Source organism: Microvirga arvi (genome assembly GCF_016892765.1).
In the GTDB taxonomy this organism is placed as follows: Bacteria; Pseudomonadota; Alphaproteobacteria; order Rhizobiales; family Beijerinckiaceae; genus Microvirga; species Microvirga arvi.
On record NZ_JAFEMD010000005.1, the window covers coordinates 88,803 to 102,657 of the forward strand.

A 13,855-nucleotide genomic window follows, 5' to 3' on the forward strand; every position below is an offset into this window, starting at 1 on the left:
CTCCTGTGATGCAACCCGGCAAGCCGGGATCGTTAAGTGATTCGAATCAGGCCTTAGGCAACCCGACCCGCTTGATCTCCCATTCGAGCTCCACGCCCGACATCTCGCGGACGCGGCGGCGAACCTCTTCCCCCAGGCCTTCGATGTCGGCGGCGGAGGCGGAGCCATGGTTGATCAGGAAATTGCAGTGCATCTCGGAGACCTGGGCATCGCCCACACGCAGCCCCCGGCACCCTGCGGCATCGACCAGCTCCCAGGCCTTCCGGCCCGGCGGGTTCTTGAAGGTGGAGCCGCCCGTGCGGGTGTTGACCGGCTGGGTCGAGGAGCGCGCCTCGGTGATCGCGTTCATCTCGGCGAGGATCTCTTCCGGGTTGCCCGCACGGCCCTCGAACAGCGCCTCGGTGAAGATCACGTCGTCGGGCACGCTCGAGTGGCGGTAGGTGAAGCCCATCTGCGCGTTGGTGAAGCTCACCGCCTCTCCAGTGCGCATGACGCCCCTGGCCTCGACGAGCACATCCTTGGTCTCGCCGCCATAGGCGCCGCCGTTCATGCGCAGCGCCCCGCCGATGGTGCCTGGAATGCCGCGCAGGAAGGACAGACCGGCGATGCCGGCCTCGGCTGCCGCGCGCGCCACCTTCACGTCGGGAGCTCCGGCGCCGGCGCGGATGCGGTGCCCCGCCTCCACCGACATTTCGGAAAAGCCTTTGCCGAGGCGAATCACCACGCCTTCCCAGCCGCCGTCGCGGATGAGCAGGTTGGAGCCTAAGCCCACGACGAGAACCGAAACGCTGCGGTCCAGTCTCTGCAGGAAATAGGCGAGATCGTCCGCATCCACTGGCGTGAACAGCACCTGCGCCGGCCCGCCCGTGCGGAACCAGGACAGGGGCGCTGTCGACGCATTGGCCTCCAGCTTGCCCCGCAATTCGGGCATGCCGGCCTTCAGATCGGGTACGATGTCTGCAAACATCACGCCGCCTTCTCGCCCAAGGCCTCAAGCTCCGTCGGAAGCGCATAAGCCCACTGGGTGATGTTGCCGGCGCCGAGGCAGATCACGTAGTCGCCCGGCTTCGCCACGCCCTTGACGAGGCCGGCGAGCTCTTCGGACTTTTCAAGCGCCATCACGTTGCGATGGCCGCGTGCCTTGAGACCCGACACCAAGCCGTCGCGGTCGGCGCCCGGGATCGGCTGCTCGCCTGCCGCATAGACCGGCGCGACGATGACCGCATCCGCATCGTTGAAGCAGGTGCAGAACTGATCGAACAGGGACGACAGGCGCGAATAGCGGTGCGGCTGCACCACGGCGATGACCTGCCCGTCCGTGGAGGCGCGGGCGGCCTTGAGCACCGCCGCGATCTCGATGGGATGGTGGCCGTAATCGTCGAACACGGTGACGCCGTTCCACTCGCCTGTGCGGGTGAAGCGGCGCTTCACGCCGCCGAAGCCGGCGAGCGCCTTGCGGATCGCATCGGGCGAGACACCGAGTTCGTGCGCCACCGCAATGGCGGCCGTTGCGTTGAGCGCATTATGCGCGCCCGGCATCGGCAGGACGAGATCTTCCAGCTCGAGGCGGAAGCCGGGGCGGCGGTCGCGGATCATGACGCGAAAGCGGTTCTTGCCGCCGCGGGAATCCACGTCCATCAGGCGCACGTCCGCCTGCGGGTTCTCGCCGTAGGTGATGATGCGCCGGTCCTCGATGCGGCCCACGAGATCCTGCACGGTCGGATGGTCGATGCACATCACCGCGAAGCCGTAGAACGGGATCGAGTTGATGAAGGAATGGAAGGAATCCTTGATCGCGTCGAAGGTGCCGAAATGGTCGAGATGCTCGGCGTCGATGTTGGTGACGATGGCGACATCGGCCGGGAGCTTCAGGAAAGTGCCATCGGATTCGTCCGCCTCCACCACCATCCACTGGCCGTCGCCCATGCGCGCATTAGTGCCATAGGCATTGATGATGCCGCCGTTGATCACTGTCGGGTCGAGGCCGCCAGCATCCAGCAGCGTGGCGACGAGAGAGGTCGTGGTGGTCTTGCCGTGAGTGCCGGCCACCGCCACGCAGGACTTGAAGCGCATGAGCTCGGCCAGCATCTCGGCGCGGCGCACCACGGGCAGGCGCTTCTCGCGGGCGACGACGAGCTCGGGATTGTCGCGCTTGATCGCGGTGGAGACCACCACGATCTCGGCATCGTCCACGTTCTCGGCCTTGTGGCCGATAAAGGTCTTGATGCCTTTGTCGTTGAGGCGCTTGACGTTGTAATTGTCGGCGGCGTCCGAGCCCTGCACCGTGTAGCCCAGGTTGTGCATGACCTCGGCGATGCCCGACATGCCGATGCCGCCGATGCCGATGAAGTGAATGGGTCCAAGCTTCGGCGGCAGTTTCATGGGTTTTTTCCGTTATGATTCGCTGGAATGAGGGTGAGGACGGCTTGAGCCAGGCGCTCCGCCGCATCCGTGATGCTGGCGCTATGTGCGGCGGCCGAGGCTTTGGTCAAGCGGTCAGGCTCTTGAAAAAAGACCTGAATCTCGTTTGCCAGCCGCTCAGGGGTGAAGTCCGATTGCGGACAAACGATGGCGGCGCCTAGATCTCCGAGGGTCTTGGCGTTGGCCGCCTGGTCCTGATCGAGGGATCCCGGCAGGGGCACGAGGATCGAGGGACGGCCGATCACGGCCAGTTCCGCCACCGTCGAGGCGCCGGAGCGGGAGACCACGAGATGGGCGTTGCCGAGGCGGCGCGGCAGGTCCTTGAAGAAAGGCTCGGCCTCGAATTCCACATCCAGCCGCTGGTAATGGGCCCGCACCCGCTCCAGATCCTCGCCCCTCGCCTGCTGCGTGACGGCGATGCGGGCCCGCAGCTCCGCCGGCAGCCGCTCGATGGCGGGGGGCACCACGTCGCTCATGACCCGGGCGCCCTGGCTGCCGCCGACCACGAGGAGACGGAGCTTCCCGTCGGTGTCCAGCGGAGCATAGGGCTGCCTGGCCGCCTCCAGCACCGCGGGGCGGATCGGGTTGCCGGTGTGGACGACCTTGCCCGGCACGTTGGCGGGAATGCCCTTGATGCTGGCGAACCCGGTGGCGATCACGGTGGCGCGGCGGGCGAGCAGGCGGTTGGCCCGCCCCATCACGCCGTTCGCCTCGTGGATCACGGTCGGCACCTTGAGGAGCGAAGCGGCGATCACCGGCGGCACGGTCGGGTAGCCGCCGAAGCCCACGACCACGGCGGGCCTGAACCGACGGATCACGGCCAGCGATTGCAGCGTTCCCCGCCCCAGCATCAGCGCCGCCTTCGCCATCTGCGGGATGGAGCGGCCCGACGGCGTGGCGGAGGGAATCTCGACGATCTCATCGGCCGGGAACGAGCCCGCATAGGCATTGGCGCGCTTGTCGGTGGCGAGCGCCACCCTCGCGCCGGACGCCTTCAGGGCATTGGCGAGCGCTTCGGCCGGAAAGAGATGACCGCCAGTGCCGCCGGCGGTCAGGAGGATGAGAGGAGCGTTCATCCTCAAGCCCGGTCCTGGCCGAAATGGTCCATCATCTCGGCGCGCGGGCGGCGCCGCGTGAGCGCGATGAGGAAGCCCATGCCGAGTGCCAGCGACAGCAGCGAGGAGCCGCCATAGGAGATGAAGGGCAGCGTCATGCCCTTGGCGGGCATGAGGTGCACGTTCACCATCATGTTGATGCAGGCCTGCAGGCCGAACATGAAGAGGAGGCCCGTGGCCGCGAGACGGCAGAAGGGATCCTCGTTGCGGCGGGCGAGCGTGAGGCCGCGCAGCACGATGAAGGCGAAGACCATGAGCAGCGCGATGCACACGACGATGCCGAACTCCTCCGCCGTGACGGCGAAGATGAAGTCCGTATGCGCGTCGGGCAGGATGCGCTTGACCGAGCCCTCGCCCGGACCGCGCCCGAGCCAGCCGCCGCGGGAGAAGGATTCCATGGCCGTGTCGACCTGGAAGGTGTCGCCGGAATCCTTGTCGAGGAAGCGCTCGATGCGGGCGCGCACGTGCGGCAGGAACTCATAAGCGGCCACGATGCCCACGAGGCCGGCGCCGCCGAGGCCCATGACCCAGAACCAGTGCAGGCCGGCGACGAAGAACAGGCCGCACCAGACGATGGTGACGAGCATGGTCTGTCCGAAATCGGGCTGGAGGATGAGCGGGATGATGGTGGCGGGCAGAATCAGGAAGGCCAGGAGCGTGCCCGGCACGTCCTTGCGCCGCGCGCCCTCCGAGAAGGCCCAGGCGGAGAGCACCACGAAGGCGGGCTTCACGAATTCCGACGGCTGAAGGCCGAGCGGCCCGATCATGATCCAGCGATGGGCGCCCTTGATCTCAGGTCCATACTGGAACGCCAGCAGGATCATCACCATGCCCAATGCATAGACCAGCAGAGCGAGACGCCGCAGGTGGCGCAGCGACAGGAACGAGACCGTGAGCATGATGGCGAGCGCCGGGATGAGGAACATCACCTGCCGGTTCACGAAGTGGAAGGTCGACAGGCCGAGCCGCTCCGCGACAGGCGGGCCGCCGGCCATGAGGAAGACGAGGCCGGCCAGCATAAGAATGGCGAGACCTGCGAGCAGCAGACGGTCGACCGTCCACCACCAATCGCCGAAAGCCGAGCGTTCCGCGCGTGACACCATCTTCAAGCCCCCTTGGCTTCGATGCCGGGTAAGGCCCGGACCAGATCGCGGAAATGGTTTCCGCGTACTTCGTAATTCGGAAACTGATCGTAGGACGCGCAGGCCGGCGACAGCAGCACGACAGCCGAGCCGCCGAGCGCCTGCGCATCGGATGCCGCCTGCGCCACGGCCTTGTCGAGGGTGCCGCAATGGATATGCGGAACATCGGCTCCAAGCGTCTTTGCAAACTCGTCGGATGCCGCGCCGATGAGATAGGCTTTGCGGATCTTCGGGAAATAGGAGGCGAGCGGCTCGATGCCACCTTCCTTCGCCTTGCCGCCGAGGATCCAGAAGATGCCATCGAAGGATTTCAGCGCCTTCTCGGTGGAGTCCGCGTTGGTGGCTTTGGAATCGTTAATGAAGAGGGTCGATCGAATGCGACCAACCTCTTCCATACGATGCGGCAGGCCTGGGAAAGTGTGGAGGCCGGAGCGGATCTCTTCAGGGGAAACGTTCAAGGCCAGAGCGATGGCGACAGCCGCAGCGGCGTTCTGTGCATTGTGAGCGCCGCGCAGCGTCCCAATCCCCGACAGGCTGGCGATCGGAGCGGCATCGGCTCCCGTCACACCGACAAGCGTTTCGCCATCCGCAAACACGCCCTTCACGCCAAGAGGCTCGATCGAGATTCGGGCAACATTCACGCCCTTGGCCTCGCAGGCCTCGGCGATGGCACGGCTCATCGGATCATCGACACCGATGACCGCAAGGCCGGCCTTCGCCACAAGCCGCTCCTTGATCGCCGCATAGAGTTCCATCGTACCGTGGCGGTCGATGTGATCCGGCGAGAGATTGAGGTGGACGCCGATGGTGGGTGCGAGCGAGGGCGCGAGGTCGATCTGGAACGAGGAGCACTCGATCACGTGGATGCGGCCGTCGGACGGGGGGGCCAGCGAGAGGATCGCGGTGCCGATGTTGCCGCCCATCTGCACGTCGCGGCCGGCCTCGCGCAGGATATGGGCGATGAGAGCCGTCGTGGTGGACTTGCCGTTGGTGCCGGTGATGGCGACGAAGGGCGCGTTCGGCGCAATCTTCGCCCGCTCGCGGCAGAACAGCTCGATATCGCCGATGATCTCGACGCCGGCTTGCCGGGCGAGCTTCGCCGACCAATGCGGCTCAGGATGGGTGAGCGGCACGCCGGGCGAGAGGATGAAGGACGAGACCTTTGACCAGTCGGCCTGACGCAGGTCGGCGGTCTCGATGCCTTTGGCATTGGCTTCCGCCATCTTCGCTGGATTGTCGTCGCAGGCGACCACATGCGCCCCGCCCTCCTTCAGGGCAAGCGCCGTCGCCAGCCCCGATCCGCCGAGGCCGAAGAGAGCGACTGTCTTGCCTGCGAAGGTGGTGACGGGCGTCATGCGCATTACCGCAGCTTGAGAGTCGACAGGCCGACCAGGGCCAGCACCACCGCGATGATCCAGAACCGGATCACCACCTGCGGCTCGGTCCAGCCCAATTGCTCGAAATGGTGGTGGATCGGCGCCATCTTGAAGACGCGCTTGCCGGTGAGCTTGAACGAGGCGACCTGGATGATCACGGACATGATCTCCAGCACGAACAGGCCGCCGACGATGGCGAGAACGATCTCGTGCTTGGCGGCAACCGCAATCGTGCCGAGAAGCCCGCCGAGAGCCAGCGAGCCGGTGTCGCCCATGAAGATCTGGGCCGGAGGCGCGTTGAACCAGAGGAAGCCGATGCCGGCCCCGATCAGTGCGCCGCAGATCACCGCAAGCTCACCGGTGCCAGGCACGAAATGGATCTGCAGGTAGTTGGAGAATACCGCGTTTCCGGCGAGATAAGCGATGAAGCCGAAGGTGCCGGCCGCGATCATCACCGGCACGATGGCCAAGCCATCGAGGCCATCCGTGATGTTCACCGCATTACCGGCGCCAACGATCACGAACGCGGCGAACACGATGTAGAACCAGCCGAGATTGAAGATCAGATCCTTCGAGAAAGGCAGCGCCAGCTTGTTGGCGAGGCCGGGGGTCGCCATGTAGGAAATAGCGAGGCATGCGACGATTGCGATCAGAGCCTCGATGGCAAGGCGCGAGCGACCGGAAAAGCCCTTGTGCGACTGCTTCGTCACCTTGAGGTAATCGTCGTAGAAGCCGATGGCGCCGAAACCCACGGTGACGAACAGGACGATCCAGACATAGTGGTTTTCAAGGTTTGCCCAGAGCAAGGTCGAGATCAGCACGCCCGCCATGATCATGAGGCCGCCCATGGTCGGCGTGCCACGCTTCGTCAGCAGGTGCGATTGCGGCCCGTCCTCGCGGATCGGCTGCCCCTTGCCCTGGCGCAGGCGCAGGAGCGAAATCATCCACGGGCCGAACAGGAAGACGATCAGCAAGCCTGTCGCCGTCGCGCCGCCGGTGCGGAACGTGATGTAGCGGAAGATATTGAGGGGGCTGAAATAGGGGCTGAGCTCAGCCAACCAGGTTAACATCGATCATCCTTTCAGCGCGTGGGCCGTTGGGCTCGCGCCGTAACGTTCTTTCAAGGCCTTGACAACCAGGGCCATCTTCATGCTGAGCGAGCCTTTGACGGTCACCGCATCGCCGGGGCGAACCGCCGCACAGACCGCATCGACCAGCTCGGCGGAGGTCTCGGCATGGACGGCGACCTTGGCTTTCGGCAAAGCATCCACGAGGTTCGTCATCAGCGATCCGGCTGCGAAGACCAGATCGATCCTGTTCGCCTCGATGGCTTCCGCCAGTTCCGCGTGAAGATGGGGACCCGTCTCGCCCAATTCCTTCATGTCGCCCAGCACGGCCATTCGCCGCGCACCGCGAGGAAGCTCCACCGCGCCGAGATTGGCGAGCGCCGCGCGCATGGAAGCCGGATTGGCGTTGTAGCTTTCATCGATCAGCAGAGCCTCGCCCTCACCGATGGCGAGCATAGTGCGCTCGCCGCGCCCGACCGGAGGCTTCAGCTCGGCGGAGGAGAGCGCCACTAGGGCCAGATCCGCACCGAGCGCGTGGGAGGCCGCGAGCACGCTCAAGGAATTGAGCGCATGATGCCGCCCTGCCGTGCCGATCCTGTAGGTCAGAGGCTGACCGAAGATCGTCGCATCGACGACGGAGTGATCGGGCTTCACGATGATGCGGTGAGCGCGGATATCCGCCGCCTCATGCTCGCCGAAGGTGACGACGCGGCCTGCAGCAGAAGCATAGGCGTGAGCGCGCATGCGCTCGAAATAGGGGTTGTCCCGGTTGATCACAGCCGTGCCGCCGGGCTCGAGACCTGAAAAGATCTCGCCTTTGGCGTCGGCGATCCCCCAGAGCGAGGGGAAGAACTCGATATGGACCGGCTCCACCGTGGTGATCACGGCCACATGCGGGCGGACCATTCCGGTCAGAGGCAAGATCTCATGGGCATGGTTCATGCCGATCTCGAACACGCCGAAGGTGCTCTCGCGGGGCATGCGGGCGAGCGTGAGCGGCACGCCCCAATGGTTGTTGTAGGACGCGACCGATGCATGAGTGTCGCCCTGGCGGGAGAGCGCGAGGCGCATCGCCTCCTTCGTGCCGGTCTTGCCGACGGAGCCGGTCACGGCCACGATCCTGGCATTCGTCCGCGCACGGGCCGCGCGGCCCATCCGGCGCATGGCCTCCAGCACGTCCGGCACGACGATGAGCCTGTTCGACCCGGCAAAGCCGGAAGCCTTTTCCTCGGACACGACGGCAGCGGAAGCGCCCTTTTCGAGAGCCGCCGGCACGAAGTCGTGGCCGTCATGCACATCGCCCTTGATGGCGAAGTAGAGATCGCCCGGCTCCAGCGTCCGCGTGTCGATGGAGGCTCCCGTCGCCTGCGCGAAGCCTTCGCCGATGCGGGCGCCGGTCGCGGCTGCGATCTCGTCTCTTGTCCAAAGGGGCGAATTCATCCCTGCCTCGCTGCAATGGCCGCCCGGACCTCGTCGTGATCCGAGAACGGCAGGGTCCGGTCGCCGATGATTTGGCCCGTTTCATGACCTTTGCCAGCCACGACCAGAATATCGCCCGCCTGAAGCTCATTGACGGCGGTGCGGATGGCCTGGGCCCGATCCCCGATCTCGCGGCCGCCGGGCGCACCCCTCATGACCTCGGCGCGAATGGCCGCCGGGTCTTCGGAGCGAGGATTATCGTCCGTGACGATGACGACATCCGCCTTCTCGGCGGCAATGCTGCCCATGAGCGGACGCTTGCCGCGATCGCGATCGCCGCCGCAGCCCACGATGCAGACAAGTTTTCCCTTCACGAAGGGACGCAGGGCATCGAGCACATGGGCCAGCGCATCGGGCTTGTGGGCGTAATCGACGATGCAGATGGCCCCATCCGTCTCGCCGACCTGCTCCAGCCGGCCGGAAACGCCCTTCAGGGTCCTGAAGCCCTCGAGCACCTCGGCCACCCTGCCCTCGCCTTCCACCGCCAGCACGAGGGCCGCGGCGACAAGGGCGTTCTCGACCTGGAAGGCCCCGAGGAGCGGCAGGGTGGTTTCAATGATCCTGCCGTAAGCCTCGACGGTCAGCGACTGTGTGAAGCCTTGCGCGCGCGCTTCGAGGAGACGCAGGGTCTCGCCAGCGCTGCCGGTGGTGATGAGCTTCAGGCCAAGATTGCGCACACCGTGCAGGAATAGATCCGCATATGGACCGTCCGCATTGATGATCGCAGGCGCATCCGCTGGCAGGAGCGTATCGAACAGGCGCAGCTTCGCCGCCGCATAGGCCTCGGTCGTGGCGTGGTAATCGAGATGATCGCGGCCGAGATTGGTGAAGCCCGCCGCATGGAGTCGCACCCCGTCGAGGCGGCGCTGGTCGATGCCGTGCGAGGACGCTTCCATGGCAAGGCGCGTGACACCGTCATTCGCCAGACGGTCGAAGCTCTCGTGCAGGGAGATCGGGTCGGGCGTCGTGAGCGAGCCGTAGGCCGCGCCGTCCGAGGTGATGATGCCGAGCGTGCCGACGCTCGCCGACTTGTAGCCCAGATGCGCGAAGAGCTGGCGCGTGAAATCGGCAACCGAGCTCTTGCCGCTCGTGCCCGTGACGGCAACGACCTTCTCGGGCTGCTTCGGATAGAACCGCGCCGCTGCGAGAGCCAGCGTGCGGCGTACGTCCTTCACCTGCACATAGGCAACGGACTCCGGCAGGTCCGCCGGACGCTCCGCCTCGCCCACGATGGCGACCGCGCCTGCAGCGGCTGCCTGCGGCACGAAGCTCATGCCGTCGACCTTGGTGCCGGGCACGGCGAAGAACAGGGTGCCGGGCTCCACCTTGCGGCTGTCCGAGGCGATCTTCGAAACGGCAAGGGACGCCTGCGCGTCACCTTCCGCGAGATCGAGAAGATCGCCGAGATGCCGGTTCCGCGCGCTCATCGATTGCTGCCCCAGGCGCCGAGGCGCGACATGAGCGGGAAGGGCTGCGCCGGCGGCTCGAAGCGCGGCGGCACGCCGAGGAGCGGCGCGATGCGCTCGATGATGTTGCCTGTCACGGGGGCTGCGTTCCAGCCCGCGGTCGAGAAGCCATAGGTGCCCTCCACCGCCTGCGGCTCGTCCATGATGGTGAGGAACACGTATTTCGGCTTGTCGGCCGGCACAACCGCCGTGAAGGTGGTGAAATTCTTGTTCTTGGCGTAGCGGCCGTTGATCACCTTTTCGGCGGTGCCGGTCTTGCCGCCGACGAAGAAGCCGGCAATCGAGGCGTTTCCGGCGGACCCTTCAGGCGTCGAGGCATTGAGGCGCATCACATAGCGCATTGCCTCGCTCGTCTCGGGCTTGAGCACCTGAAGAGCGTTGCGGCGCGCCTCTTCCTGCGTGCGCTTCAGGAAGGTCGGCTTGATCATGACGCCGCCATTGACCAGCGCACCTACGGCCGTAAGCGCCTGCAGCGGCGCGACAGCGAGGCCGTGACCGAAGGCGATGGTCATGGTGTTGAGCTCGCCCCAGCGCGGCGGGACGATCGGCAGGGCATTCTCCGGCAGCTCCGTCTCGAGGCGGGTGAGCTGGCCCATCTTGCGCAGGAAAGCCTTGTGGCCCTCGACCCCGATGCCAAGCGCCATGCGCGCGGTGCCGATGTTTGAGGAATGCACGAAAACCTCCGGCGTGCTGAGCACCCGGTGCGTTGCGTGATAGTCGCCGATGGTGAACTTGCCATAGCGCAGTCCCGACCTCGCGTCGAAGGTCGAGTTGATGTTGTACTTGCCGGAATCGAGTGCCATCGCGACCGTCAGGGCCTTGAAGGTCGAGCCCATCTCGAACACGCCGACATTGATGCGGTTGATCCGATCCTTATCGAGCGCATCGACCGGATTGTTGGGATCGTAGTCCGGCAGCGACACGAGAGCGATGATCTCGCCGGTGTTCACGTCGAGGATCGCACCGGCGGTTGCCTTGGCCTTGAATTTCGTCATGCCCTTCGCAAGCTCGTCGCGAAGGGCATGCTGCACGCGCAGGTCCAGAGAGAGACGCACGGGTTCGAGATCAGCAGCGGAGATGCTGAAGCCGGCGCCGTTCAAGTCCTGAAGGCCCATGCTGTCGATGTATTTCTCGATGCCGGCGATGCCCACGTTGTCCACGTTGGCAAAGCCGAGCACGTGGGCTGCGGCCTCCGCGTTCGGGTAGACACGTTTGTTCTCGGGCAGGAAGCCGATGCCGGGAATGCCGAGACGGTGCACTTCCGCCTGCTGGCGCGGCGTGATCTCGCGCTTGACCCAGACGAAGCCCTTCTTGGTGCCGAGCTTGTTGCGCAGGTCCGTGGCGTCGAGATCGGGCAGCACGGCGGTGAGCAGCTCGACGGCTTCATCCTTGTCGACGATGTTGCGCGGCTCGGCGAAGACGGACACCATCTTCACGTCGGTGGCGAGGATTTCGCCATTGCGGTCGACGATGTCTGGGCGGGCTGCGGAGATTTCGGACGAGGCCGCGCGGCGCACCTCGCTGGTGTTCTCGCTGGTGAGGGCGAGATGGACGAGGCGTCCGCCGATCAGGCCGAACAAACCGACGAAGCAAACGGCTGCAAGGCCTACGCGGGACGTGCTTTTGTCATGGCGCAGGCGGAACAGCTCACGGGCGTGGCCAAGCAGGCCGAGCTTGGCGCGTCGTGCGGAAAAGCGGTTCCGGTTGTCCGCATTCAACGGCGCACCGCTCAAAGGAGCGGGCATCGGATCAATCCCGAAAGCGGGATCCACTTGTGGGTCCGATCCTTCAGGAAGGCTTTCACCCTGCCATTCGGTTTGGGGCTCTTGCGACACGAGGCTCACCGTTTCGGGGTTTGGGTCGTTGGGGTGCGGGCGTCCGAATTCCGATCCTTCGGCGTCGAGGTCGGCTCAAGCAGACCGAGCGCCTCGAGCTTGCGGCCGATCTCGTCCTCGCGGGAGGGCCGGTTCGGCAGATCGGACAGCCGCGCGAGCTGCTGGATCTTCAAGGGCTGAAGGTCGAGGTGCTTGTCGGCGGCCACCTGCAGGCGGTCGGGACGATCGAGATACTGCCACTCGGCCTGCAGCACCGCGATGGCCTCGCGCTCGCGGCTCACCTGCGACTTCAGTTTCGCCACCTGCTCGACGTAGTAGAGCGTCTCGTACTTGATCGAGTATGCGTAGCCCGCCGATGCGATGAGGGCGGATATCGCGATGATATGGAGCAGTCGGATCACCGGCGCCCTCCCTTTTTCTCGGCTGTCTGCGGCAGTTCGGCCAGCATAGTGATGGCGCTCAGCGGCTCCTGCGGCGGCGTATCGGTGCGTGCTCCGGCTCGCAGCTTTGCCGAGCGCGCCCGCGGGTTGCGCGCCATTTCCTGTTCGCTCGGCGCAATGGGACCGCGCGTGACCGCATCGAAGGTGGCTTCGGGCGCTGCCGCCGTCGGCAGGTGACGCGAGCCGGTGGGTGCGCGCCCGGTACGGGCCGTGAAGAACTGCTTCACGATGCGGTCTTCCAGGGAGTGGAATGTGACGACCACGAGACGTCCGCCTGGCTTCAGGATGCGCTCGGCCGCGTGCAATGCGCGAGCCAGCTCTCCGAGTTCGTCATTGACCGCGATACGCAGCCCCTGGAACACGCGCGTGGCAGGATGAATGCCGCCGGGCTCCTGCCGAATCAGGGAGGCCACGAGATCGGCAAGCTGCCGCGTCGTCTCGAAGGGCTGGCGGCGCCGTGCCTCGATGACGGCACGGGCGACGGCGCGCGCGCGGCGCTCTTCGCCATAGTGATAGAAGATGTCGGCAAGCTCGGCTTCCGATGCTTCATTGACGAGATCCGCCGCGCTCGGCCCGCTTTGCTCCATGCGCATATCGAGCGGGCCTTCGTTGCGGAACGAGAAGCCGCGCTCGGCCTGATCGAGCTGCATGGACGAGACGCCGATATCGAGCACGACGCCATCGACGCTGTCGAATCCCTGCGTGTGCGCAATGTCGTCGAGATCGCCGAAGCGACCCGGCACGAGCATCAGGCGCTTCTTGAATTTGGTTGCAAGCGCAGCCCCGCCGGCAATCGCGTCGGGATCGCGGTCGATGGCGATGACCCTGTTCTGCGGATGAGCGTCGAGAATGGCGCGCGTATAGCCGCCTGCACCGAACGTGCCGTCGATGAAAACGCCCCCGCGCTTCGCATCGAGTGCTGTGCCAACCTCCGCCAGGAGAACAGGAACGTGACGGGATGGTCCGCCAGCGGCTCCGGCTCCTGGGCCGTCGCCGCGTCCCATCATCGCTCCCGTACTCCTGGCGAGGTGTTCTGCACTAACCTTGGCTCCAAAATTCGGTTTCCCAACGCCTTCTTCAGATCTCGAACCTTCGTGCGCGCCTCCTCCAAGTGCGCACGGAAGCGCTCGGGCTCCCAAATCTGGAACTTGTGGCCAAGTCCGACGAACGTCACCGTGTCGCCGATCCCGGCATGCACTTTTACCGTATCCGTCAGGATGACACGCCCCTCCGGATCGACCTTCAGAATCTCGCTGGTCCCGAACAATGCCGTCGACAGCTGATCCCGCTCGTCCGAATAGGGCGACAGCGTCGACAAGAACGCATCGATCTCGTTCAGAAGCACGTTGCCGCCTGCGTCCAGCGCCGGCGCGTCGAGCGCCGGATGCACGTAGAGCCCCTCGAATCCATCCCGGGCCAAGACGGCCCTGAAGGATGCGGGGATCGAGACGCGACCCTTCGAATCCAACTTGTTGGTGAAATTGGACACGAAGCGGTTCATTGGCCGCAGCTCG

Annotated in this window: 12 protein-coding genes; all 12 read right to left on the reverse strand. The window is 65.5% G+C overall.

The window, feature by feature from the left end; translation table 11 throughout:
- Positions 1-46: 46 nt before the first annotated feature.
- Entirely contained in the window at positions 47-967 is a 921-nt protein-coding gene (gene murB / locus ILT44_RS04755; protein WP_204238425.1) for a UDP-N-acetylmuramate dehydrogenase, read from the reverse strand.
- Complete coding sequence (gene murC, locus ILT44_RS04760; RefSeq protein ID WP_204238426.1) at positions 967-2,382, reverse strand: UDP-N-acetylmuramate--L-alanine ligase; 1,416 nt, start codon at positions 2,380-2,382, stop codon at positions 967-969. Before murC ends, murB begins: the two co-directional genes overlap by 1 nt.
- Positions 2,379-3,503, reverse strand: coding sequence for an undecaprenyldiphospho-muramoylpentapeptide beta-N-acetylglucosaminyltransferase (gene murG / locus ILT44_RS04765; protein ID WP_239467904.1), 1,125 nt, complete (start codon positions 3,501-3,503; stop codon positions 2,379-2,381). The genes murC and murG overlap by 4 nt, the downstream gene beginning before the upstream one ends.
- Positions 3,500-4,639 carry an FtsW/RodA/SpoVE family cell cycle protein gene (locus ILT44_RS04770; RefSeq protein ID WP_204238428.1) on the reverse strand — a complete coding sequence of 380 codons (1,140 nt, stop codon included), beginning with the start codon at positions 4,637-4,639 and terminating at the stop codon, positions 3,500-3,502. Before ILT44_RS04770 ends, murG begins: the two co-directional genes overlap by 4 nt.
- Before the next feature lie 2 nt (positions 4,640-4,641).
- Entirely contained in the window at positions 4,642-6,033 is a 1,392-nt protein-coding gene (gene murD / locus ILT44_RS04775) for a UDP-N-acetylmuramoyl-L-alanine--D-glutamate ligase (RefSeq protein WP_204238429.1), read from the reverse strand.
- Positions 6,034-6,038: 5 nt separating this feature from the next.
- A complete protein-coding gene (mraY, locus tag ILT44_RS04780; RefSeq protein ID WP_204238430.1) occupies positions 6,039-7,124 on the reverse strand; it encodes a phospho-N-acetylmuramoyl-pentapeptide-transferase in 1,086 nt (361 codons plus the stop codon).
- A gap of 3 nt (positions 7,125-7,127) precedes the next feature.
- Positions 7,128-8,561 (reverse strand): UDP-N-acetylmuramoylalanyl-D-glutamyl-2,6-diaminopimelate--D-alanyl-D-alanine ligase, encoded by a 1,434-nt coding sequence (locus ILT44_RS04785; protein ID WP_204238431.1) that lies wholly within the window; start codon positions 8,559-8,561, stop codon positions 7,128-7,130.
- Positions 8,558-10,027 carry a UDP-N-acetylmuramoyl-L-alanyl-D-glutamate--2,6-diaminopimelate ligase gene (locus ILT44_RS04790; RefSeq protein ID WP_204238432.1) on the reverse strand — a complete coding sequence of 490 codons (1,470 nt, stop codon included), beginning with the start codon at positions 10,025-10,027 and terminating at the stop codon, positions 8,558-8,560. Before ILT44_RS04790 ends, ILT44_RS04785 begins: the two co-directional genes overlap by 4 nt.
- Entirely contained in the window at positions 10,024-11,811 is a 1,788-nt protein-coding gene (locus ILT44_RS04795; RefSeq protein WP_204238433.1) for a peptidoglycan D,D-transpeptidase FtsI family protein, read from the reverse strand. The genes ILT44_RS04790 and ILT44_RS04795 overlap by 4 nt, the downstream gene beginning before the upstream one ends.
- 95 nt (positions 11,812-11,906) lie before the next feature.
- Complete coding sequence (gene ftsL / locus ILT44_RS04800; protein WP_204238434.1) at positions 11,907-12,302, reverse strand: cell division protein FtsL; 396 nt, start codon at positions 12,300-12,302, stop codon at positions 11,907-11,909.
- Complete coding sequence (rsmH, locus tag ILT44_RS04805; RefSeq protein ID WP_204238435.1) at positions 12,299-13,348, reverse strand: 16S rRNA (cytosine(1402)-N(4))-methyltransferase RsmH; 1,050 nt, start codon at positions 13,346-13,348, stop codon at positions 12,299-12,301. Before rsmH ends, ftsL begins: the two co-directional genes overlap by 4 nt.
- Positions 13,345-13,842, reverse strand: coding sequence for a division/cell wall cluster transcriptional repressor MraZ (gene mraZ, locus ILT44_RS04810; protein WP_204238436.1), 498 nt, complete (start codon positions 13,840-13,842; stop codon positions 13,345-13,347). The genes rsmH and mraZ overlap by 4 nt, the downstream gene beginning before the upstream one ends.
- Positions 13,843-13,855: the final 13 nt, after the last annotated feature.